Below are 22,953 nucleotides of genomic sequence, written 5' to 3' on the forward strand. Positions count from 1 at the left end.
GGAGCGCCTCTCAGTGCGGGATGAATAATGGCGTAAAGATAGCATCTCACGCGCTCGATGCGCCCCATCGACCGCTTGAATCCGGGGCCCGCAGTCACCATCTCTTCCTGACAGGCCGGGCGATGACCGGCTACGCATGGAGGTTGCAATGCAGACAATTGAAAACGAGGGTGTCGAGCCATCCCGCAGCCTGGTGATTCCGCGGCTGCCGGATGACGCGATGATCCTGCTGCCGATCCGCAACATGGTGCTGTTTCCGAACATGTTGGTGCCGGTGGGTATCGGTCGTTCCAAATCGATTCTCGCCGCCCGCCAGGCGGTGCAGAACGAGCAGGCCATGGGCGTGATAACGCAGCGGGATGCCGACGTCGAGGATCCTGGGCCGGATGATCTCCACGGGATTGGCACCATCGCCAACGTCATGCGGTTCGTGAACGGGCGTGAGGGGCATCACCACCTCGTGCTTCAGGGCGATGAGCGCTTCCGGGTCATTGAATACCTCGAGGGCTATCCGTTCCCGGTGGCCCGCGTCGAGCGCATCCCCGAGCAGCAGCCGGTGGGGCAGGCCATTGATGCGAGTATGATTGCGCTGCGCGACAAGGCGCTCGAGGCGCTGGAGCTGTTGCCGCAGGCTCCGCAGGAGCTGGCCGGGGCGCTGTCGAACATCAAGGAGCCCGGGGTGCTGGCGGATACGGTGGCCGGTTATCTCGATCTGGGCAGCGAAGACCGACAGGAGCTGCTCGAGATCCTTGACGTCGAGACCCGGCTGGAGCGGGTGCTTACCCTGGTCGACTACCGGGTCGAGGTGCTCAAGCTCTCGCAGAAAATCAGTGAGCGGACCCACGAAACCATGTCCGAGCGCCAGCGCGAGGCGCTGCTGCGCGAGCAGCTGCGCTCGATCCAGGAAGAGCTGGGCGAGGGCGACGAGAAGGGCGAGGAGATCCGCGAGCTTGAGCAGCGCATCGACGCGCTGCAGCTGCCGGAGGCCGTGGATGAGCAGGCCCGCAAGGAGCTCAAGCGCCTCGAGCGTATGCCCGAGGGGGCAGGCGAGTACTCGATGGTGCGAACCTATCTGGACTGGCTGCTCGAGCTGCCCTGGACGGTGACGCGGCCGGAGGATATCGACATCGCCCGTGCCCGGGAGATCCTCGATGCCGATCACTACGGACTCGAGCCGGTGAAGCGCCGCATCCTCGAGCATCTCGCCGTCCGCAAGCTCAACCCCGACGGTCGCAGTCCGATCCTGTGTCTGGTGGGTCCGCCGGGCGTGGGCAAGACCTCGCTGGGTCAGAGCATTGCCCGCGCGACCGGGCGTGATTTCATGCGCTCGAGCCTTGGCGGCGTTCACGACGAGGCGGAGATCCGCGGCCATCGGCGGACCTACCTGGGGGCACTGCCCGGCAAGGTGATTCAGAGCCTGCACAAGGCCGGCTCTCGCAACCCCGTCCTCATGCTCGACGAAATGGACAAGCTCGGTGGCGGTATCCAGGGCGATCCCTCGGCGGCGCTGCTGGAGGTGCTCGATCCGGCCCAGAACGGGACCTTCCAGGACAACTATCTGGGCGTCCCCTTCGATCTGACCGGGGTGCTATTCATCGCGACGGCGAATGTTCCCGATTCGATCCCGGGCCCGCTGCGCGATCGTATGGAGATGATCGACATCCCCGGCTATACCCGGGAGGAAAAGGTCGAGATCGCCCGGCGCTATCTGCTCGATCGCCAGCGCGATTCGGCGGGCCTCTCCGCCGAGCAGTTCGAGGTGACCGATGCCGCCATCGAGCGGGTGATCGCCGAATACACCCGCGAGGCGGGCTGCCGTCAGTTAGAGCGTGAGCTCGGTGCCATTGCCCGCCACTTCGCCGTGCAGTTCGCCGAGGGCACCCTGACGCAGGCGCATGTCGATGCCGACGATGTCGCGACGATCCTGGGCGCGCCGAAATTCGAGGGCGAGACGGCCATGCGCACCAGCGTCCCGGGCGTGGCGACGGGGCTTGCCTGGACGCCGGTGGGCGGCGATATCCTGTTCATCGAGGCGAACCGCTATGCCGGCACCGGGCGGCTGGTCCTGACCGGGCAGCAGGGCGACGTCATGAAGGAGAGTGCCCAGACCGCGCTCAGTCTGATCAGGGCCCGGGCGGAGCAGATCGGTATCGACCCCACCACCTTCTCGAGCGACGACATCCATGTCCATTTGCCGGCCGGGGCGATTCCGAAGGATGGCCCGAGCGCCGGTGTCGCCATGTACAACGCGCTGGTGTCTCTGGTGACCGGGCGTTGCATCCGCGAGGACGTTGCCATGACCGGTGAGATCACCCTGCGCGGCCTGGTGCTGCCGGTCGGTGGCATCAAGGAGAAGGTGCTCGCCGCCCGTCGGGCCGGGATCTATACCGTCCTGCTCCCGGCCCGTAACCGCAAGGACTACGAGGACATCCCCGAGTCCGCGCGCCAGGACATGACGTTCCACTGGATCGAGCATGTCGAGGAGTCGACGGCCATTGCCCTCCGTGACGAGGCCTCGGGTGCCGCCCCTCAGGTGCTGGAGGGCGGCGTGGACAACGGCTGAAGCGGCATCGGTCGATAATCCTCGCGGGGCGTATCGCAGAGGGTGACCGCTGGGGGTGGGAGTGTCCGACCCACGGCGGCCGGGTTCATGGGAACCCGCCGCCGCGACTCCGCCGGCGTCGCAGGAAGCCAGGCGGGCGCGAGCAGACTCGTGACCTGGAGGAACAGGGGAAACAGCATCGGTCCGGCCAGTGCCGGCAGCAACCAGGGCAGTAATCGCGGCGCCGTGATGGCCACTACCAACGCCACCACCAGCGTGCCACCGGCAACCGGCCCGCCCAGCCGCCAGGCCTGGAGGGCCGGGATACGCCGGCGACCCCGCAGCGAGGTGTCCCAGCGGGCCGGTCGTCCGGCGAGGATGCGCAGGATGAACCCCGTATAGAGCACCATCATCAGCGGTGAGCGCAGGATCCCGAATCCCAGTTCGAGCAGGCTGCCGCGGAGTAGTGCGAGCCGGCGCCCGGCGTTGTCGTTATCGAGCACGGCCAGTGCGATGCCGATCAGGCGCGGCAGAAACAGGATGATCAGGCTGAGCCCCACCAGGTTGATTACCGACTGCGGTGCCGAGGTGGCGGCGCTCACCCAGCGCCCGTCGCCGGTTGTCAGGACTGCATCGAGGACACCGGCACCGATCATCATCAGCCACAGCGGCGCGGTCACGTAGGCTAGTCCACCGAGCAGGAAATTGAGCCGGGTGACCGGACGCCAGCCGCGACCGGTGAGGAGTCGCAGATGCTGGAGATTGCCCTGGCACCAGCGGCGCTCGCGCTTGAGGTCGTCGACGAAATTGCCGGGCATGCCCTCGAAGCTGCCGCCGATCTCGGGGAGTACGTAGACACTGCGTCCATGCCGGCGCATCAGGCCGGCCTCGACGTAGTCGTGGCTCATGATATCGCCACCCAGCGGCGGCCGCCCGGGCAGTGGCGAGAGCCCGCAGCAGGCCTGGAAATCGGCAATGCGAATGATCGCGTTATGCCCCCAGTAGTTCGTGCTGTTGCCCTGCCAGAAAGCCAGCCCGTTGGCGATATGACGGGCATGGAGACTGGCAGCGAGCTGCTGGAAGCGCCCCAGGACGGTTCGCTGTCCCACCGGCAACGGCACCGTTTGAATGATGCCGGCCTGCGGATTGGCCACCATTCGACGCACGAGGGTGAGGATCGCATCGCCGGTCATGCGGCTGTCGGCATCCAGCACGATCATGTACTCATAACCGGCTCCCCAGCGTTCGCAGAAGTCGCGGATGTTGCCGGGCTTGCGGCCGGTATTCTCGTCGCGCGCCCGATAGTAGAGCCGGGGACCGTCGGGGAAGTGCCGCTGCAGGCGCGCCATTCCCTCGCGCTCACGCTCACGTTGGGCGGGGTCGCTGCTGTCGCTGAGTAGAAAGCAATCGAACCAGTCGCTCTCACCGGTCTCATGCAGCGATCGGAGGGTGGACATGAGACAGTGAACGACATCGGCCATGTCTTCGTTATAGGCCGGCATCACTAGGGCGGTCTTCGCGAGCGGCGGGGCATCCGCCGCACTGGGCAGCTCGCGCCGCAGCGTGACGGGGTGCCGTCCGGCGAGACGCAACAAAATGCCCGCCAGCATGGTCCAGAACGCAACGCAGGAGACACTGAACGTGACCGAGAAGGCCGCAATGACCAGCCATTCCAGGCCGCCGACGCCGTTCGGCTGGAGGAGTGTCCACAGCCAGTGGATGCCCAGCATCGACGTTGCGATGGCGAGCGCACCCATTACCGCGCGGCGCAGCGGCAGCCCGGGCTCACTCAAGGCCCACGTGGATTGCTGGTCAGTTGGTTTCTTGTCCTGCATCAACACTCTCCTCAACATCGCGTCGACAATGCCACGGGATGGAAGTTGCAAGGGCATAATCGTGCGCCGACAAAACCGCGGGGTTGATTGATGCGTCCATTGTCTGCCGGTCTGCTGTTCGCACTGGTGCTGAATCTGCTCCTGGTGGTGCCGGAGTGGTGGATGCCTTATACCCGCTTCCCCTACCCCTGGCTTGCGGCGGAGACGCTTATCATCGTCGGTTTGATGATGGTGATACCGGCCAGGGCCGCGCGCTGGTTGTCACCGCCAGTCGCACTTGGGGTTCTGGTCGCGGTGGGGCTGGCGCTGTCCGACCTGGCCACCGGCTGGGCCCTGGGTCGTCCCATGAACCTCTTGATCGATGTGCCGCTCGCGACGTCGGTGGAGCATCTGCTGCGGGGCGCTATCGGCCGACCGCTTGCCTGGTTGACGCTGGCGCTGGCGGCACTGGGCGTTGTGGTGCTGTTGGTGGTCCTGGCGTGGCGGCTGTTCCGACTGGTCCCGCCGCGCGGCAGCGTGGCGGTTCGTGTGGCAGGGGTCTGCCTGCTCGCCGCCGGGCTGTTGTTGCAGCACTACCGGGATCAGCCGCCGATCGGGCTGGCGGTGGATGCGCCGGCGATCATCCGCTTCAACGATCAGACCGAGCGCGTGATCCGGACTGCGCATGAGCGCGCGGCTTTCGCCGATGCACTCGAAAAATCTCCGGTCAGCGTAGAGCGGGAGATGACCCGGCTGGCCGATCGCGATGTCATCCTCGGTTTTATCGAATCCTATGGCGTCACCATGCTGGACGATCCGCGCTACCGCTCGACGGGCGAGGCCGCACTGGCGCAGCTGGGACAGTCGCTGGATCAGGCGGGTCTACATGTGGCGACCGGCCGTTTCGAATCACCCGTGCAGGGCGGTCAGTCGTGGCTCGCCCATGGCACGGTGCTCAGCGGCCAGTGGATGAGCAATCAGATCCGCTATGACCTGTTTCTGAATGCCGACCAGCCGTCGCTGATCCGGGATTTCGACGCCGCGGGCTATGAAACCGTCGCGCTGATGCCGGCAATCACCGATCCCTGGCCCGCCGGTGCGCAGTGGGGCTATGACCGAATCGATGACCACGCGCGTATCGATTACGCCGGTCCGCCGCTGAACTGGGTAACGATGCCTGATCAGTACACCTGGCATTACCTCGAGAGCGCGATCCGGGAGGATACCGCCGCGCCGGTTTTCGCCGAGGTGGCGCTGATCAGCAGTCATGCCCCGTGGACACCGATCCTGCCGATCATCGATTGGGAGCGGATCGGCGACGGCGCGGTGTTCCAGCGCTGGGCCGATGCGGGCCCGCCCCCGGGCGAGGTCTGGAGTGACGGCGATCGCATCCGCGATCACTACCAGCGTGCCGTCGACTATGCGCTGCGGACTGCCGGCGAGTGGGCGGCCCGGTCGCTCGATGACGGGGTGCTGATTCTGCTCGGGGATCACCAGCCCGCGCCCCTGATAACCGGCGATTCGAGCTCGCGCGCCGTGCCGGTGCATATCATTGCCAGCGATCCGGATCTGGTAGGTCGTTTCGAGGCCGAGGGGTTCCGCGTCGGTGTCATGCCGCCACCGGACTCGTCGGGAACACTGGCCGATCTGCGCGGCCGGCTGCTAACCGTATTTGAATCTCAGTAAGGAGACGTCTGGATGAACAGCAATCATGTGCTCGTGGTCGGTGGCGGCATGGTCGGTGCCGCCGTTGCCGTGGATCTCGGCCGGCGGGGCATTCCCGTTCGTGTGCTCGAGGCGCGGCCGCCGACTCGACCCACCGGCGACGAGCCGCCGCGGCTGAGGGTGTCCGCGTTGAACGGTCGCTCCATCGAATACCTCAAGGCGCTCAGTGCCTGGTCGGCACTCGACCACGAGCGATTGCAGGATTTCGACGAAGTGATGGTCTGGGATATCGCCGCGTCGGGTCGATTGCATTTTACCGCCGATGACCTGGGATTCGATCGGCTCGGGGTGTTTCTCGAAAACGATCACCTGCAGGCGGCCCTGCTCGATACCGCATCGACCCTGGAGTCCGTCCAGCTGGATGCGCCCGCCGCGCCCCTGGATATCCGCCCCGGTCGCGATGCTCCCCGGCTCCTCCTCGAGGGCGAGGGCGAGTTGACGCCGGCCCTGATCGTGGCGGCGGACGGGGCGGCCTCGCCGATCCGGGACAGTGCCGGAATCGGTGTCTGGGAAGGGGATTACGGCCAGCATGCGGTGGTGGCAACGGTACGCCCGAACCCGCCGGCGGGGCGCCAGACCTGGCAGCGATTCACTCCGGACGGGCCCCAGGCGTTGCTGCCGCTGGCGGAGGGGATGGCGTCGCTGGTCTGGTATGTCTCACCGGCGAAGGCGCGACTCCTCAAGGCCATGAGTGAGGCCGATTTCATCGAGGCGGTGGAGGCGGCGTTCCCGACGGACCTGGGGCTCATCGATAAGGTTTACGCCCGCGGCAGCTTCCCGATCCGGCGGCTGCACGCGCAGCGTTACTGGCAGGATAACGTGGTGCTGGTGGGCGATGCGGCGCATGTCATCCATCCCCTGGCGGGTCAGGGCGTCAATATCGGATTGCGGGACGCGCGGGCACTGGCGGGACAGATTGCGGAGGCGTACCGGCGCGGCCTGCCGGCGTCGCATCCGTCAAGACTGGCCGCCTACGAGCGCGAGCGACGGCCGGATAATCAGCTCATGCAGTCGACGATGACTGCGTTTCATGTCGGCTTTACGGCCCCCATCGGACCGTTTGCGCCGTTGCGGGGGCTGGGTCTGCAGATCGCCAACCACGGCGGCTGGCTGAAGCGGCGGGTGCTGCGCTATGCCATGGAGGGCCAGTAGCCGAGCCCCGCCCCGGCGAGCGCGCATCCTGCAACAACCGCCCACGGCGGGGTGCGCGTTATCGACAGGAGGGCGAGTGCAATCAGCGCTATGGCGACATCGCCGGGTGCATGGATACTGTCGGTGATGACCGGATCCCAGAGTACCGCTGCCAGCAATCCGACCACGGCGGCGTTGATACCGGGCAGGGCGCGCCGTGACGCCGGATAACGGCTCGCTGACTGCCAGAAGGGCAGGAGACCGATTACCAGCAAAAGCCCGGGCGCGAATATCACCAGCGTGGCGATCAGGCCGGCGATCACCGGCGTCTCCGCCATAACGCTGGCGCCGAGGAAACCGCCGAAGGAGAAAAGCGGACCCGGCAGCGCCTGGGCGGCGCCATAGCCGGCGATAAAGCGGTTGTTGTCGATCAGCCCCGGGCCCACCACACTGGCGTCAAGCAGGGGCAGCACCACGTGGCCGCCACCGAACACCAGTGCCCCGCTTTGATAAAGCGCTGAATAAAGCGGCGCGGCGCCGAAGGGACCCGCCAGGGCGAGTAGACCGAGGGCGAAAAAGGCCAGCGCGGCGATGGCCTGCCATCGGCTGACTGAATCGCCGAGGTCGGCGTGGGGCACCGGTGACGGACGGAACAACGCCAGCCCCGCCACGGCGCCGCCGATGATGACCATGAATGGACCGACAGCTCCCGGGATGAGGCTGACCGCGAGGGCGCTCGCCGCGGCGACGAGTTGCCGTGATCGATCGGGGCAGAGCTGGCGCGCCGTGCCATAGAGCGCATGGGCAACGACGGCGACGGCAGCCAGCTTCAGCCCGGCGAGCCAGTCGGCGCTGTCGATGCCCCCGAGGCGACCGACCCCCACGCCCATCCCGATCATCAGTGCGGCGGAAGGGAGCGTGAAGCCGAGCCACGCCGCCAATCCCCCCGCCAGTCCGCCACGGTGCAGGCCGATGGCAAAGCCGGTCTGGCTGCTCGTCGGTCCCGGCAGCAACTGGCAGAGCGCCAGGGTCTGGGTGTAGGTCTCACTGTCCAGCCAGCGCCGATCCTCGACGAACCAGCGATGGAAGTAGCCGAGATGCGCGACCGGTCCCCCGAATGCGATGAGCCCGAGCTGCAGAAATGTGGTGGATATCTCCGCGATGCGGGCCATGGATGCGAACCCCGTCGTTAGCGCGAGTCAAGGTGTCCTGTTATAGTATCGACGCGGTGGCGCTGGTCCCCCCGCGACGATAAACCGCAAACCCCGTCAGGCCCGGAAGGGAGCAGCGGTAGCGGTGGATTCGGGCGCCGGGGTGTGGCTGGTGTCGCCGCCTTTCCTCTCTTGTCCGTATCCGCCAATGGTATACTCGAGCCATGGGTTATCAGGTACTCGCGCGGAAGTGGCGCCCCCATCGCTTCGATGAAATGGTTGGCCAGGCCCATGTGCTGCGGGCACTCGGTAATGGCCTCGCCAATGGCCGGCTGCATCACGCCTACCTGTTTACGGGGACGCGGGGAGTTGGCAAGACCACCGTTGCGCGCATCCTCGCCAAGTGTCTCAACTGCGAATCGAAGGGTATCACCGATATCCCCTGCGGTACCTGTGCGGCTTGTACAGAGATCGATGAGGGCCGTTTCGTTGATCTGATCGAGGTCGACGCGGCGTCGCGAACCAAGGTGGAAGATACCCGCGAGCTGCTGGATAACGTCCAGTACGCACCGACCCGCGGGCGCTTCAAGATCTACCTGATCGACGAAGTGCACATGCTCTCCACGCACAGCTTCAATGCGTTACTGAAAACGCTCGAGGAGCCCCCGGAACACGTCAAGTTCCTGCTTGCGACAACCGATCCGCAACGTCTTCCCGTTACCGTGCTTTCGCGCTGTCTGCAGTTCAATCTCAAGCCCCTGATGCCGGACATGATCGGCGGCCAGCTCGAGAAGATCAGCGCCGCGGAGGGCTTCGCCGCCGAAAAGCCCGCGATCGAGCGCCTTGCCCGCGCCGCTGACGGCAGTATGCGCGATGCGCTGAGCCTTACCGATCAGGCGCTGGCCTTCGGTGGTGGGCAGTTGGTGGATAGCGAAGTCCGCGACATGCTGGGCAGTATCGATCATGATTTCGTGCTTGATCTGCTCGAGCGCCTGAGCGAGGGCGATGGCCCCGGGCTGCTCGACACGGTCGGGCGCATGGCCGAGACCTCGCCGGATTTCGCCGAGGCCCTCGCGGAGCTGCTGGCCACCCTGCACCAACTCTCGCTCGCACAGACAGTACCGGCGGTATTCGACGCACAGACTGCCGAGGGCGCACGCCTCGCCGATCTCGCGGAACGGCTGGACGCGGCCTGGGTGCAGCTGCTTTATCAGATCGTCCTTCAAGGGCGTCGTGACCTGCCGCTCGCCCCTGATCCCCGGGCCGGCTTTGAAATGATCCTGTTGCGGATGCTGGCGTTCGAACCGGACAGCGGCAATGGCAATCCACGAACCACGACTCCATCGCGGCCATCGGCGAGCGACAGCCAGCCACCGCCGCCGCCGACCGCGGCGTCGCAGGCCGCCCCGGCGCAGGCCGAACCCACCGCGACAACGCCCGCCGGCAACGAGGACTGGCATCGGCTGGCGGCCGCCCTGTCGTTGAGCGGGATGGGGCAGGCGCTGGCCGATCACTGCGACTGGGTAGCACGGGACGGCAAGCGTGTCACGTTGCAGATCGACGAGGGTCATCGCCACCTGGTCAATGACAACGTGACCGCGCGCCTCTCGGAGGCATTGTCCGAGCACTTCGGGGAGGCACTCAGCGTCGATATCCGGGTTGGTCGGGTCAGCGCCGAGACACCGGCCGGGGCCGCTCAGCGGGTTGCCAGCGATCGACAGGCCCGCGCCCGGGAGACGATTGAAACCGATCCGAATATCGCGGCACTCAAGGCGACATTCGGTGCCGAAGTCATTAACGAATCCATACGTCCACGCGACCGGGAGTGAATCATGAAAGGCGGACTTGGCAATATGATGAAGCAGGCTCAGCGCATGCAGGAGGAAATGCAGAAAGCGCAGTCCGAGCTTGCAGAGATGGAAATCACCGGCCAGGCCGGCGGCGGCATGGTCAGCGTGGTGATGACGGGGCGCCACGAGGTAAAGCGCGTGTCGATTGACGAGAGTGTCTATGACGATCGGGAAATGGTCGAAGATCTGGTCGCGGCCGCCTTCAACGATGCCGCCCAGAAGCTCGAACAGGAAACCCAGGAGCGCATGGGCGGACTGACCGATGGGCTTAACCTGCCCCCGGGCATGAAGATGCCGTTCTAGAGCGGAACCAGATTCATGGCCTATTCTCCGGCGGTTCGGGAATTGATGGAATCACTGCGCTGTTTGCCGGGCGTTGGACCCCGGTCGGCGCAACGCATGACGTTTGCGCTGCTGCAGCACGATCGCGGCGGCGCACACCGCCTGGCACGGGCGCTGCAGACAGCCGCCGAATCGGTGGGGGAGTGCCGGCTCTGTCGCAATCTCACCGAGGCGGATCTCTGTCCGCTCTGCGCGAGCGATCGGCGTGATCCCGGGGTGCTGTGTATTGTCGAAAACCCCTCCGACGTCCAGGCGCTCGAGGACGCCACCGACTATGGCGGGCTGTATTTCGTGCTCGGGGGGCGTCTATCGCCCCTCGACGGCATCGGCCCCGGAGAACTCGGCCTCGAGGGGCTGGAGGCACGACTTGCTACCGGGGAGATCCGCGAGATCATCCTGGCGGTCAGTCCCACGGTCGAGGGCGAGGCAACCGCCCAGTATCTCGCCGGCATGGCGGCCGATGCCGGTGTCGAAATCGCCCGTATTGCCCACGGCGTCCCCCTGGGGGGTGATCTGGACTACGTCGATGCCGGAACGCTCTCTCACGCCTTTGCCGGTCGCTCGCAATATCGTTGATTTTTATTGACCGCCCCGGTCAGATTTTCAACAAATCGGTTGACCCCCTGCTCCAAACTCCCGCAGTCTTAGGACGCTATTACCGTGAACGATGATTGATTTCGGCGCCGTAAATACTACGGCCGGCCGTCCAAGTCGCTTCGTGCAGCGGTTATGCGCAAGATGCAAGGAGTAAAACGCATGTTTAGTAAAATCCTCGTCCCGGTGGATCTGGCGCATATCGATGCGATCCAGCGGGCGCTGGCCACCAGCGCGGACCTGGCCCGACATTACGAGGCGGAGGTCTGTTACCTGGCGGTGACCACTTCGACGCCGGGCAGCATTGCCCGCACGCCCGAGGAATACGAACAGAAGCTCAACGTGTTCGCGAACGAACAGAGCCAGGTCCACGGCCAGGCGACGTCGGCGCGTTGCGTCAACTCCCCGGATCCGGTGTCCGACCTGGATGATACGATCCTCAAGACCATCAAGGTGGTGAACGCCGACCTGGTAGTGATGGCGACGCATCTGCCCAGGCACCTCGATGCGGTCATACCCTCGCATGGCGATCGCATCGCCTCGCATACCGATGTATCCGTCTTCCTGGTGCGGCCGGCCTGAACGGGTCGTCGTCACCACAGACCGAAAAGGAGAAAATCGTGAGTAACGCAGACGTTGATGACGGAGCCTCCAAGGGCGTTCCGGCGCCGGATGGTCCATCCGGGCTGATCGATACCGACTACGTTATCGGCCAGGACAATGTTTCCGGCAGCAAATTCGGGGTTGATGTCGACCTTCATGGCAAGGTCTTTACCGTTTCCGGGCTGATCATCCTCGCCTTTGTCATTGTCACACTGGCATTCCAGAACGAAGTAGGGCCGCTGTTCGAGGGCACGCGCGAGTGGTTGACCAACAACCTCGCCTGGGTCTTCATCGGTGGCGCCAATATCCTCGTGGTCGTGGCGGTCGCGTTGATCTTTACGCCCCTGGCGAAAGTCCGACTGGGGGGGGCAGATGCGGTCCCCGATTTCACCTATGGCGGCTGGTTCGCCATGCTGTTCGCCGCGGGCATGGGCATCGGCCTGATGTATTACGGCGTATCCGAGCCACTGGGGCACTTCAGCAGTTCCATGGCCGGTACGACGATGGATGGCGGCGTGCGCACCGACTGGGCGCCACTGGGCGCGGCGGCCGGCGACCAGGATGCCGCTATCTCCCTGGGCATGGCGGCGACGATCTTCCATTGGGGGATTCACCCGTGGGCCGTCTACGGGATGGTTGCACTGGCGCTGGCGCTGTTCTCGTTCAACAAGGGCCTGCCACTGACCGTGCGCTCGATCTTCTATCCGATCCTCGGCGAGCGTGTCTGGGGCTGGCCGGGTCACGTGATCGACATTGTCGCCGTCTTTGCGACGCTGTTCGGGTTGGCAACCTCCCTCGGGATCGGTGCGACGCAGGCAACGGTCGGGCTGAACTTCCTCTATGGCGTTCCCAATACCGACACCACCATGGTGTTCCTGATTATCGGCATCACCATTATCGCGCTGGGATCGGTCACCCTGGGTGTCGACAAGGGCGTGCAGCGACTCTCGCAGCTCAACATGGGACTGGCGGGTTTACTGCTGCTGTTCGTGATTGTCGTGGGCCCGACACTGGCGATTGCGACCGGGTTCTTCCAGTATCTCGGGGATTACGCGACGAAGGTCTTTGCGCTATCCAATCCGGTCGGACGTGAGGACGAGAACTTCTCCCAGGGCTGGACGGCCTTCTACTGGGCGTGGTGGATCTCCTGGTCGCCGTTCGTCGGCATGTTCATCGCCCGCGTCAGCCGGGGCCGGACTGTCCGCGAGTTCCTGATTGCCGTACTAGTGATTCCAACGCTGATCTCGGTGCTCTGGATGACCGCGCTGGGTGGCACCGCCATCGATCAGGTCGTGAACCAGGGGCTCGATAGTGTCGCTAACGCCGGCACGGATACCCAGCTCTTCGAGATGCTCGGCAATCTGCCGCTGGGCCTGATTACCTCCTCACTGGCCATCTTCCTGGTAGTCGTGTTCTTCGTGACCTCGTCCGACTCGGGATCGCTGGTTATCGATGCGATCACGGCAGGCGGCAAGGTGGATTCGCCCAAGCCCCAGCGGATGTTCTGGGCGATCATCGAGGGGGCCATCGCGATCGCACTGCTGCTCGGTGGCGGGCTTACCGCCCTGCAGGCGATGGCACTGTCCGCGGGTCTTCCGCTGATGCTGGTCCTGCTCGTGGCTTGCTACGCCACGATCCGGGGGCTGATGGACGAGCCGCGCGCAGTCTAGACCCGGAGGTCGCCAATCGGCGTCGAGTTGCTGTAATGGTGCTGGATCTGCGCCTGCAGCAACTCGGCGGTACCGATGGCATCCACAACGGCCTGGTGTCCCTCGTACGGGGGCAGGCCATACCGCTCCCGACTGTCGGCAAGCCGGATCGACGCCGGTGTCCGGCCGAACAGTCTGCCCAGTCGCATCCGCCACGGCCGGCGATGGCGTCGCGCCTCGATTTCCATCGTGTCGATTAGCGGAAACCGGAACACGGTGCCGGTACGCTCGCGAACGGCTCCATCAAGGAATCGCCGCTCGATCGGATGGTAATGAACCACCGGCAGACGTCCCCGCAGGCTTTCCAGGATCTCCGGCAATACGTCACCCAGATCAGGGGCCTGCTCCACGTCGAAGTGCCGGATGTGGTGATACGCCACCGATTCGCCCGAAAACCCTCGCGGCGGCCGCAGTATCCAGTGCCGGCTGGCGCCGGTGGCAATACTCCTCAGGTTGAAAGGCACGATCCCGATGCTGAGGATGGCGTGTTTGCGTGGATCAAGGCCGCTCGTTTCCAGATCGATCGCCGCGAGGGGGGTCGTGCCGATCGGATCCGCCGGATTTCCCGGGAATGCCTCGTAGAAATGCCTCAGATCGGCCGTTTCGCTGCCTTGCGCCATGGACTCGAGCCAGGGCTGCCAGCGGTCCCGCCTCTCTCTGCCCGCCGCCATTGTCAGCGACTCGCGGTGCGAATGCGGTTGGACGGTCCCGGATAGCGAAAGCGCAGGAATTTCTGGGCATCGCTCAGTGCCCGGAAGGCCTCCTTGATCTCCGCGCGCTGCTTCGCAGGGACGTTACGCGGCTCGATGTTGTTATCCGGCTCACGCTCCTCCTCGATATCGAGGACCTGGTCGCGCAGGCGCGCCAGGCTCAGGACCTCGAGCGCATAACTGAGCCGATCGGCCACACCGGGCCCGAGCAGCGACGTCTCCTTGATATCCGCCAGACGCTCAAAGGAATTCCGTGCGCGGGACCCGCAGGCCAGCGCGTGGATCCGGATCAGATCGGTCAGCGGCGCGGTGCCGCGGCGTTTGACGTTGATGAACTCGTTTTGCTGTCCGTCCTTTTCGGTGACGAATTCGCGGAAAAACCCGATCGGTGGCGTGCGGTTGAGCGCATTTCGCGACATGGCGGCGAGCAGCGCCGGGCTCTGGCCCGCCTCGGTGGCAACCAGCTCCTGGAGCGTCTCGATTAGCCGCTCTTCGCCGTAGAGGTTGTCCAGGTCGAAAAAGATGTTGCTGTGGAGTAGTCGCTCGGCGTTGGGTGCCTGGATCCAGCTTCGGAAATAACGCTGCCAGACCGATAGCGGCTGTCGCCAGCGCGGATTGGTCGCCATGATGTCGCCCTTGCAGTACGCATAGCCACAGGCATCCAGTCCGTCACTGACCCGCTGTGCGAGTTTGAGGAAATACTGGTCATGCTGTTGCGGATCGAAGCGATCGTCGAGTACGAGAGCGTTGTCCTGATCGGTGACCAGGGTCTGCTCATTGCGCGCCATCGATCCCATCGCCATAAATGCGTAGGGCACGGGTGGCGGACCCAGCTCCGCTTCGGCGAGCTCGATCAGTCGGCGTGCGAAACTGCGGCCGATGGACGAGAGCGCGGTGCCAACGGTCCGCGAGTCGGCACCATCACGGACCAGTCTCACCGCCGCGTTGCGGACATCGGGCAGCAGCCGGGCGAGGCCGTTGGGATGGCGCTGACTGAAAACGCTCTCGATGAGATAGAGGCTGCTCTGCGTCTCGTAGCGAACGACATCCTCGAGTCGGATCACACCGATCGGGCGTCGGCGGTGAACCACTGCCAGGTGGTGGACGTTGTGCCGGAGCATGGCGAGCATCGCTTCCTGCACTGTCTCGTCCGACTGCACGGCGACCAGTTCTTCGCTGACGATTTCCCTGATGGGTGTTTCCACCGAGCGGCCCTCGGCGACGATCCGGGCCCGGAAATCGGCATCGGTGAGGATGCCCATGACCTGCCAGAGTTCACCATTGGCATCGGCATAGGTATAGCGGGGGTCATCGCCCCGGGCATCGACCACCAGGAGCGCTGCGGCGGGCTCGTCGGCAAGGCGCCGGGCGGCCTCGCGGGCACTCTCGTCGGCCTCGGCGATCAGCGGCCGGCGTTTGACGAGTTTGCGTATCCGTGTCGCCATCCGGTCGTTGCTGACGCGCTGTGTCTCGGTGACGCTCGGTAACCGGGCTCGCCCGAGCTCGACGAAATCGGCAAAGTCGTTGTCGGTCTCGCAGAGACGATCGAATACATCCGCGTCAATGGCGTAAATCAGTGTGTCTTCAATGGCGATGGCCGGGTAGTGCGAGCGTCGGCCACGCAAAAGCCCGTAGTGCCCGAAAATGCTGCCCTCGCCGAGGCGGTCGAACAGGTCACCGCTTCGCCGATAGACCTCGACGGCTCCGCTGCGGATGTAGAGCAGCGCTGTCAGCGGTTGATTGGAGGCAACGATCTCCGAGCCCGCGCGGTAGTAACTGATCTCGATGTGACGGGTGACGTCATCGAGCTGTTCATCCGTCAGTCCATCGAATGGCGGGTGGGCGCCGATATGACGCTGGATTTCGAGCAGTTCCGGATCCATGACTATTTCCCTGTCCTAGTAGTGAGTCGAATCAAGCAGCGGTTCGAGCGTGTGCTCCAGCGCTTCACGTTGCTCCGGCGTGCGTGCGTCAATGGCGTTCTGAACAACCGTTCGGTCGAGATGGGGCGCGAATGTCTCGATAAACGAGAACATGTAGCCGCGCATGTAGGCACTGCGCCGGAAACCGATTCGCGTGGTGCTGGCTTCGAACAGATGGCTTGCATCGAGGGCGACCAGTCCCTCATCACGCTTCGGGTCGAACGCCATGCTCGCCATGATGCCGACCCCCAGACCCAGTTGGACATAGGTCTTGATGACTTCGGAGTCGGTCGCGGTAAAAACTACATCGGGTGACAGCCCCCGGGCGGCGAACGCCGTATCGAGCCGGGACCGACCGGTGAACCCGAAGACATACGTCACGAGGGGGTGCTCGGCCACCGCCTCGAGCGTCACTTCGTCATGGTCGCAGAGTGGATGACCGCGGGGCACGATGATGCTCCGGTTCCATCGATAGCAGGGCAGCATGACGAGGTCGTCGTAGAGCTCCAGCGCCTCGGTAGCGATGGCGAAATCCACTTCACCGGCAGTGGCCATCTCCGCGATCTGCATGGGCGTGCCCTGATGGAAATGCAGGCTGACCCGGGGATAGCACTGTCGGAATCGGCGAACGGCCTCGGGCAGTGCGTGCCTCGCCTGGGTGTGTGTGGTGGCGATACTCAGGCTGCCGCTCTGATCATCCGCGAACTCGGCCGCGATCGACTGGATGCCCGCGGTCTCCGCCAGTGTTCTTTCGGCCGCCGCCAGTACCTGCCGCCCCGGACGGGTCAGCCCGGTGAAGTGCTTGCCGCTGCGCTCGAAAATGGGGATGCCGAGCTCTTCTTCGAGCATACGGATCTGTTTACTGACACCCGGCTGCGAGGTGTAGAGCGCATCGGCGGCCGCGGATACGTTCAGGCCACGGCGGGCCACTTCGACAATGTAGCGGAGCTGGGTGAGTTTCATGGCCGTTATTCAGTGATCGTCTTTAATATGATCATGATAGACCCTGAAGAAATAAAAAGCCCCGCCCGATCAACGATCGGGCGGGGCCTTGATGGCGCCCGGGCGCCGCGGTCGATCAGCGCTCGCCGGCGAACGCGGCGAGGAGCTGCAGGAGGCTGAGAAACAGGTTGTAGATCGTCACGTACAACGTGATTGTCGCCATGATGTAGTTCGTCTCACCGCCGTTGATGATCTCGCTGGTCTGGTAGAGGATCAGCGCGCTCATCAGCACGACGAATGCCGCACTCACGGCCAGCGACAGCGCCGGGATCGAGAACAGGATGGCCACGATGGAACCGGCGAATGCCACGAGCACGCCTGCGAAGATGAATCCGCGCAGGAAGCTGAAATCACGCTGGGTCGTCAGTGCATAGGCGGACAGGCCAAGGAAGATCATGCCCGTGCCACCCAGTGCCATCATCACCAGTTCCGCGCCGTTGCTGAATGCCCCGACATAGAGACTGACGATGGGCCCGAGCGTGAATCCCATGAATCCGGTCAGTGCAAAAACACTGGCCAGTCCCCAGACGCTGTTGCGGAGCCACGTGGTTAGAAACAGCAGGCCGAAGTAACCGCCAAGCACCATCAGCCAGTGCATCGGCGGTGCATTGGTGGCCATGGCGACGCCCGCCATGGCGGCGCTGAACACGAGGGTCAGCGACAACAGCGCGTAAGTGTTGCGCAGTACCTTGTTGGTTGCCAGCACCGAGTTGCCGGTCGAGCGATCACCGGCGATCGAGGTGCGAAAATCCTGAGCCATTGTTGTCTTCCTCCGTTGGGACAATGATGCAACTACCATCAATATCTCATTGGATAAGGGCGTTGTCACGGAAGTTCAATGCCTTGCAGCCCGGGTGGAAAAATCGTACCGTCCGCTAGCCTTTCGGTAGAGGAATAACCCCGCGTGAATATTGTTTGCCTGGATCTCGAGGGCGTGCTTGTCCCGGAAATCTGGATCGATTTCGCGGCATTGACCGGTATCGACGCATTGAGCGCGACCACGCGTGACGTCGCTGACTATGATGAGTTGATGCGGATGCGAATCGAAACCCTGGCGGCGCACAAACTCGGACTGCCGGATATCCAGGCGGTCATCGACCGGATGGCGCCGCTCGATGGCGCGCGCGCATTCCTCGATACACTACGGACTCGGTATCAGGTGATCATCCTGTCCGATACGTTCTACGAGTTTGCCTGGCCGCTCATGCGCCAGCTGAACTGGCCGACGCTTTTCTGCCATCGGCTCGAGACCCGCGACGACGGGCGGATCATCGGCTATCAGCTGCGGATGACGGATCACAAGCGCGCCGCTGTCGAAGCGCTGCGCGGGCTCAATTTCTCGGTGGTCGCCGCCGGCGACTCCTACAACGACACGAGCATGCTGACGGCCGCGGGGCAGGGGATATTCTTCCACGCCCCCGATAACGTCACCACGGCGTTTCCACAGTTCCCTGTCACCCGTGACTATTCCGCCCTGGCGGCCGCCATTGACGAGGGCTTTGCGCAGGCATGACCGGACGTACCGCCCGGATTGCCATTCTCGCGGATACGCACGGTTTCCTCGATCAGCGCATCGCCGATCGTATCCGCGACTGTGACATTGCCCTGCATGCCGGTGACGTCGGCGGTGCCGATGTTCTATTTGCCATGCACCCGAAACATGAGTCCGTCGCGATTCGGGGCAACAACGACGATGTCGAGCACTGGGCCGATGCCGAGCGCGATATGCTCGCCCGACTCCCGGGCGATGCCACCGTGGATCTGCCCGGTGGCCGGATCCGGCTCGTTCATGGCGATGATGGCGGGACCGTGGAACAGCGGCACCGCCGCTACCGGCGTCAGTTCGCGGATTGCCGCGCCGTGGTCTATGGCCATAGCCACCGCCAGTGTGTCGACCGGCGCGACACGCCCTGGGTGCTGAATCCCGGGGCCGCCGGTCGCACGCGTACCAATGGTGGCCCTGGCTGCCTTGTGCTCGCCTGCGACGATGACTCCTGGGAGATAGAGGCGTTGCGATTCGATCCCCGGTCGGCGCCTCGGACGCGGCGCCGATCCGGCGCGGGGCCATCAGCGCAGAACGATGGTGGGAATGGCTAGGCGCCGATCACGACCTTCGCCGCAGCGGCATGCACAGGCGCGGACCGCCCGCGAGTCCATCGAGCTGCGTCCCGACTATCAGCTCGATCTCCCGGTCCTTGAGCATGCCGAGGAGATCAAGGCTACGGTGCGCGATCACCAGGTGGTGGTCATCTGTGGCGAGACCGGCTCGGGAAAGAGCACGCAGTTGCCCAAACTGATGCTCGATCTGGGGCGGGGCATCGATGGCGTGATTGCCCACACCCAGCCCCGGCGTATCGCGGCCCGCAGTCTCGCGGCCCGCGTGGCCGAGGAATGCGCCACGGACGTGGGCAGTGGCGTTGGATACCGGGTGCGCTTTAGCGACCAGACCCGCCCGCAGACCCGGGTCAAGCTGCTGACCGATGGCATGTTACTGGCCGAAACCCAGGCCGATGAGCGCCTCGAGGGCTATGACACGCTCATCATCGATGAGGCCCATGAGCGCAGCCTGAACATCGATTTCCTGCTCGGCTATATCAAGCGGCTTTTGCCGCAGCGTCCCGATCTACGGGTCATTATTACGTCAGCGACGATCGACCCGGTGCGCTTTTCAAAGCATTTCGACGATGCGCCGGTGATCGAGGTCTCGGGGCGGACCTGGCCCGTCGAGGTCCGCTACCGCCCGCTGATCGAGCAGTCCGAGGACGAGCGCGAGCGTAGCCTGCGCCAGGGCGTGCTCGAGGCGGTCGACGAGCTGGCCGGGCTGGGGCGGGGCGATGTCCTGGTGTTCCTGCCCGGAGAGCGCGAGATCCGCCAATGCGCCGAGGCGCTTCGCAAGCACCATCCACCCCAGACCGAAATCCTGCCGCTTTTCGGGCGACTCTCCGCCGCCGAGCAGCAACGCGTGTTCGCAGCGCATCGCGGCCGACGCATTGTGCTCGCCACCAACGTCGCCGAGACCTCGCTCACGGTGCCGGGCATTCGTTACGTGGTCGACAGCGGGCTGGCGCGGATCAGCCGCTACAGTTTTCGCACCAAGGTCCAGCGCCTGCCGGTGGAGCCGGTGGCCCGGTCGAGTGCCGACCAGCGTGCCGGCCGTTGCGGGCGCGAGGGCCCGGGTGTCTGTATCCGGCTCTACGACCAGGCCGATTTCGAGGCCCGGCCGGCGTTTACCGATCCGGAAATCCTGCGTACCAACCTGGCCTCGGTGATCCTGCAGATGAAGCATCTGCGCCTGGGCGCCATCGAGCGTTTCCCGTTCATCGAGCCCCCCGACCCGCGTTATGTGAAAGACGGGCTCAAACTCCTCGATGAGCTGGGCGCCCTCGACCGTCGTCAGCATCTCTCGCCCCTGGGGCGCCGGCTCGCCCGGCTCCCGGTGGACCCGCGGATCGCCCGTATCCTTTTTGCCGGTGACCGCGAGGGGGCGCTCCGCGAGCTACTGGTGCTCGCCGCCGCCCTGTCCGTGCAGGATCCGCGTGAGCGACCCATGGACCGGCGCGAGGCGGCCGATGCCGCCCAGTCCGACTGGCAGGACAAGCAGTCCGATTTCGGCGGGCTGCTGCGGATCTGGGACGCCTATCGCGAGCAGGCCCACCACCTGAACCGTCGCAAGCTGCAGGCCTGGTGTCACGAGCATTTCCTCTCCCATGTGCGGATGCGGGAATGGGCGGATACACACTCGCAGCTACGTACCCTGGTTCACGATATGGGGCTGGTCGAAAACGACGCGCCGGCCAAACCGGTCGCGATCCATCGGGCGCTGCTAAGCGGTTTTCTGTCGAACATCGCGCGCCGCGAAGACGGTGAGGAGTATCGCGGGCCGCGCGGGCTGAAGCTTGCGATCCATCCCGGATCCGGGGTCGCGCGCAAGCGGCCGCGCTGGATCATGGCCGCCGAGCTGGTGGAGACCCGCCGGGTGTTTGCACGGGTAGTGGCCGAGGTGCGCCCGGAGTGGATCGAGCCGCTGGCCGGTCACCTGCTCAAGCACCGTTATCACGACCCGTGGTGGGATGCGGAGAAGGGCAAGGTCTTCGGACGCGAGGATGTCACGCTCTACGGCCTGCCGATCGTCAGCGGCCGCAAGGTTGACCATGCCCGGGTCGCACCGGAGGAGGCGCGGTCGATATTCATCCGCGATGGTCTGCTGGGTGACCCGCCGCCGGAGCCGCCGGCATTCCTCCAGGCCAACCGGGCATTGATCGCCGAAGTCGAGGCCCTCGAGGCCAAGGCGAGACGCCGTGATGTGCTGGTGGATAACGAGGCCCTCGCGGCGTTCTACGATGGCGCACTCCCCGCGGATGTCGTCGATGGCCCGAGCCTCGATCGCTGGCTGCGCCAGGGGGGCGACGACACCCCGCTGCGGCTCGACCGCGAGCAGTTGATGGCCCGGGGTGTGTCCGAGGGTGTTGCCGACTACCCGGACACCCTCGCCGTGAACGGCGTCCATCTACCGCTGCGCTATTCATTCTCGCCGGGGGACGAGGTCGACGGCGTCAGCGTCTGCGTTCCGGTGGCCGCCCTGAATGCGCTCGTCCCTGAACCGTTCGAGTGGCTGGTGCCGGGTCTGCTCGAGGAGAAAGTCGTTACGCTCATTCGGGCACTGCCGAAGTCGTTGCGGCGGCATTTCGTGCCGGTGCCCGACTTTGCCCGCGCCGTGCTGGAATCGCTACCGGAACGCACCGGGTCACTGGAATCGGCCGTACGCGATGAATTACGGCGCATGACCGGTATCGATATCCCCGGAGGTATCTGGGATGAGCTGGTCCTGCCGAATCATCTGCAAATGCGCTTCGAGGTGCTCGACGACCGGGGCGAGCGACTCGGCAGCGGCCGCGATCTGCCGGCGCTGCAGCGCGCCCATGCCGACGATGCGGCGGCGGATTTCAACGCCCCGGCGGACAGTGGATTCGAGCGCACCGGCATCACTGACTGGGATGTTGGTGATCTGCCCGATCGTGTCCCGTTCACGCAGGGCGGTATCGAGCTGCAGGGCTATCCGGCGCTTTGCGCCGAGGGTAACGAGGTGGCGCTGCGGCTGCTGGATGGGCCGGAGCGCGCGGCCGCCGCGCATCGGGGAGGGGTTCGTCAGCTGCTCATGAAGCGCTTTGCGCAGCAGGCGCGCCATTTGCGCCGGGGGCTGCCGGGGCTGGATCGCATGGCGATCGACTATCGCGATGTCGGCGATGCGGATGCCTTCAAGCGCGAGTTCGCCCAGGCCGTGTTCGACCAGGTCTTTCTTGCCGGGGCGGTGCCGCGGGACCGGGCGGGCTGGCTCGAGACCTGCGAGTCGGGACGCACGGCGATCCTCCCCTTTGCCGAGCAGCTGCGTGACCGCGTCTCTGATATCCTTGCACGCCAGAAGCAGGTGCGACGCGCGCTCAAGGGCGATATTCCGCTGGGGATGATGGACAGTTACCAGGACATCCGCCAGCAGCTGGACGGGCTGGTCTATCCGGGGTTTCTACTCGAGACCGAGCCGGCTCGACTCGACGATCTGCCGCGTTATCTGACCGCGATCCAGCGCCGCGTCGAGCGCCTGCAGCGTGACCCGAGCCGGGATCAGGCCGGCCTGGCCGCCATTCAGCCGCATCAGCGTCGCCTTGATGAGGCGTTCGCCCGGCACGCCCGACGCGCAATCCGCGATCCGGCGCTCGAGCAGATTCGGTGGCTTGTCGAGGAGTACCGGGTTTCGCTGTTCGCCCAGGATCTCGGTACCCGTGAGCGAGTCTCCGAAAAGCGCCTCGCCCGCGCCTGGGAAACGGTCCGCTAGGGCCCCATCGATTGACCGACAGACAAGA

Annotated in this window: 17 protein-coding genes and 1 other RNA gene; 12 read left to right on the forward strand and 6 right to left on the reverse strand. The window is 64.9% G+C overall.

The window, feature by feature from the left end; genetic code table 11:
* Window positions 1-148 precede the first annotated feature (148 nt).
* Window positions 149-2,563, forward strand: a complete 2,415-nt coding sequence (lon, locus tag EV698_RS01970) for an endopeptidase La (protein ID WP_239016175.1) — start codon at window positions 149-151, stop codon at window positions 2,561-2,563.
* Here lon and mdoH read toward each other — a convergent pair.
* A complete protein-coding gene (gene mdoH, locus EV698_RS01975; protein WP_130502495.1) occupies window positions 2,530-4,434 on the reverse strand; it encodes a glucans biosynthesis glucosyltransferase MdoH in 1,905 nt (634 codons plus the stop codon). The two genes, lon and mdoH, sit on opposite strands and share 34 nt — an antisense overlap.
* 33 nt (window positions 4,435-4,467) lie before the next feature.
* Between mdoH and EV698_RS01980 the strand changes: the two genes are divergently transcribed.
* The gene (locus EV698_RS01980; RefSeq protein WP_130502496.1) at window positions 4,468-6,042 is read left to right on the forward strand and encodes an alkaline phosphatase family protein; all 1,575 of its coding nucleotides are present in this window, start codon (window positions 4,468-4,470) and stop codon (window positions 6,040-6,042) included.
* A gap of 12 nt (window positions 6,043-6,054) precedes the next feature.
* The gene (locus EV698_RS01985) at window positions 6,055-7,233 is read left to right on the forward strand and encodes an FAD-dependent monooxygenase (protein ID WP_130502497.1); all 1,179 of its coding nucleotides are present in this window, start codon (window positions 6,055-6,057) and stop codon (window positions 7,231-7,233) included.
* On the opposite strand, the gene chrA is transcribed toward EV698_RS01985, so the two are convergent.
* Window positions 7,212-8,384, reverse strand: a complete 1,173-nt coding sequence (gene chrA / locus EV698_RS01990; protein ID WP_130502498.1) for a chromate efflux transporter — start codon at window positions 8,382-8,384, stop codon at window positions 7,212-7,214. The genes EV698_RS01985 and chrA overlap by 22 nt on opposite strands.
* A gap of 60 nt (window positions 8,385-8,444) precedes the next feature.
* Here chrA and ffs point away from each other — a divergent pair.
* From ffs to EV698_RS02020, 6 genes are all read left to right on the forward strand, one after another.
* Window positions 8,445-8,541: signal recognition particle sRNA small type (ffs, locus tag EV698_RS01995), an RNA gene on the forward strand.
* A gap of 46 nt (window positions 8,542-8,587) precedes the next feature.
* Window positions 8,588-10,192, forward strand: a complete 1,605-nt coding sequence (dnaX, locus tag EV698_RS02000) for a DNA polymerase III subunit gamma/tau (protein ID WP_130502499.1) — start codon at window positions 8,588-8,590, stop codon at window positions 10,190-10,192.
* Window positions 10,193-10,516 (forward strand): YbaB/EbfC family nucleoid-associated protein, encoded by a 324-nt coding sequence (locus EV698_RS02005; protein WP_130502500.1) that lies wholly within the window; start codon window positions 10,193-10,195, stop codon window positions 10,514-10,516.
* 15 nt (window positions 10,517-10,531) lie between these two features.
* Window positions 10,532-11,131, forward strand: a complete 600-nt coding sequence (recR, locus tag EV698_RS02010; protein ID WP_130502501.1) for a recombination mediator RecR — start codon at window positions 10,532-10,534, stop codon at window positions 11,129-11,131.
* Between the two features lie 180 nt (window positions 11,132-11,311).
* Window positions 11,312-11,731 carry a universal stress protein gene (locus EV698_RS02015; RefSeq protein ID WP_130502502.1) on the forward strand — a complete coding sequence of 140 codons (420 nt, stop codon included), beginning with the start codon at window positions 11,312-11,314 and terminating at the stop codon, window positions 11,729-11,731.
* A 38-nt stretch (window positions 11,732-11,769) separates the two neighbouring features.
* Window positions 11,770-13,422 carry a BCCT family transporter gene (locus EV698_RS02020; RefSeq protein WP_239016177.1) on the forward strand — a complete coding sequence of 551 codons (1,653 nt, stop codon included), beginning with the start codon at window positions 11,770-11,772 and terminating at the stop codon, window positions 13,420-13,422.
* Here the strand turns inward: EV698_RS02020 and EV698_RS02025 are convergent.
* From EV698_RS02025 to EV698_RS02040, 4 genes are all read right to left on the reverse strand, one after another.
* On the reverse strand, window positions 13,419-14,132 hold the full coding sequence (locus EV698_RS02025) for a 3'-5' exonuclease (protein WP_130502504.1): 714 nt from the start codon (window positions 14,130-14,132) through the stop codon (window positions 13,419-13,421). The two genes, EV698_RS02020 and EV698_RS02025, sit on opposite strands and share 4 nt — an antisense overlap.
* Window positions 14,133-14,134: 2 nt before the next feature.
* Complete coding sequence (locus EV698_RS02030; RefSeq protein WP_130502505.1) at window positions 14,135-16,054, reverse strand: DUF294 nucleotidyltransferase-like domain-containing protein; 1,920 nt, start codon at window positions 16,052-16,054, stop codon at window positions 14,135-14,137.
* Between the two features lie 15 nt (window positions 16,055-16,069).
* Entirely contained in the window at window positions 16,070-17,056 is a 987-nt protein-coding gene (cysB, locus tag EV698_RS02035) for an HTH-type transcriptional regulator CysB (RefSeq protein ID WP_130502506.1), read from the reverse strand.
* Window positions 17,057-17,171: 115 nt separating this feature from the next.
* Window positions 17,172-17,855: a Bax inhibitor-1/YccA family protein gene (locus tag EV698_RS02040; protein WP_130502507.1), complete on the reverse strand. Its 684-nt coding sequence runs from the start codon at window positions 17,853-17,855 to the stop codon at window positions 17,172-17,174.
* 144 nt (window positions 17,856-17,999) lie between these two features.
* Between EV698_RS02040 and thrH the strand changes: the two genes are divergently transcribed.
* From thrH to hrpA, 3 genes are read left to right on the forward strand one after another with little or no spacing between them, the layout of a single operon-like run.
* A complete protein-coding gene (gene thrH, locus EV698_RS02045; protein WP_130502508.1) occupies window positions 18,000-18,608 on the forward strand; it encodes a bifunctional phosphoserine phosphatase/homoserine phosphotransferase ThrH in 609 nt (202 codons plus the stop codon).
* The gene (locus tag EV698_RS02050) at window positions 18,605-19,192 is read left to right on the forward strand and encodes a metallophosphoesterase family protein (protein WP_130502509.1); all 588 of its coding nucleotides are present in this window, start codon (window positions 18,605-18,607) and stop codon (window positions 19,190-19,192) included. Before thrH ends, EV698_RS02050 begins: the two co-directional genes overlap by 4 nt.
* Complete coding sequence (hrpA, locus tag EV698_RS02055) at window positions 19,185-22,925, forward strand: ATP-dependent RNA helicase HrpA (protein WP_130502510.1); 3,741 nt, start codon at window positions 19,185-19,187, stop codon at window positions 22,923-22,925. Before EV698_RS02050 ends, hrpA begins: the two co-directional genes overlap by 8 nt.
* Window positions 22,926-22,953: the final 28 nt, after the last annotated feature.

The sequence above is a fragment of the Spiribacter vilamensis genome (genome assembly GCF_004217415.1).
GTDB lineage: Bacteria > Pseudomonadota > Gammaproteobacteria > Nitrococcales > Nitrococcaceae > Spiribacter > Spiribacter vilamensis.

Bases quoted from the DNA above. Each gene is read 5' to 3' on its own strand.
- lon (WP_239016175.1), top strand. From the start codon at position 149: ATGCAGACAATTGAAAACGAGGGTGTCGAGCCATCCCGCAGCCTGGTG.
- mdoH (WP_130502495.1), bottom strand. From the start codon at position 4,434: ATGCCCTTGCAACTTCCATCCCGTGGCATTGTCGACGCGATGTTGAGG.
- EV698_RS01980 (WP_130502496.1), top strand. From the start codon at position 4,468: ATGCGTCCATTGTCTGCCGGTCTGCTGTTCGCACTGGTGCTGAATCTG.
- EV698_RS01985 (WP_130502497.1), top strand. From the start codon at position 6,055: ATGAACAGCAATCATGTGCTCGTGGTCGGTGGCGGCATGGTCGGTGCC.
- chrA (WP_130502498.1), bottom strand. From the start codon at position 8,384: ATGGCCCGCATCGCGGAGATATCCACCACATTTCTGCAGCTCGGGCTC.
- dnaX (WP_130502499.1), top strand. From the start codon at position 8,588: ATGGGTTATCAGGTACTCGCGCGGAAGTGGCGCCCCCATCGCTTCGAT.
- recR (WP_130502501.1), top strand. From the start codon at position 10,532: ATGGCCTATTCTCCGGCGGTTCGGGAATTGATGGAATCACTGCGCTGT.
- EV698_RS02015 (WP_130502502.1), top strand. From the start codon at position 11,312: ATGTTTAGTAAAATCCTCGTCCCGGTGGATCTGGCGCATATCGATGCG.
- EV698_RS02025 (WP_130502504.1), bottom strand. From the start codon at position 14,132: ATGGCGGCGGGCAGAGAGAGGCGGGACCGCTGGCAGCCCTGGCTCGAG.
- EV698_RS02030 (WP_130502505.1), bottom strand. From the start codon at position 16,054: ATGGATCCGGAACTGCTCGAAATCCAGCGTCATATCGGCGCCCACCCG.
- cysB (WP_130502506.1), bottom strand. From the start codon at position 17,056: ATGAAACTCACCCAGCTCCGCTACATTGTCGAAGTGGCCCGCCGTGGC.
- EV698_RS02040 (WP_130502507.1), bottom strand. From the start codon at position 17,855: ATGGCTCAGGATTTTCGCACCTCGATCGCCGGTGATCGCTCGACCGGC.
- EV698_RS02050 (WP_130502509.1), top strand. From the start codon at position 18,605: ATGACCGGACGTACCGCCCGGATTGCCATTCTCGCGGATACGCACGGT.
- hrpA (WP_130502510.1), top strand. From the start codon at position 19,185: ATGGCTAGGCGCCGATCACGACCTTCGCCGCAGCGGCATGCACAGGCG.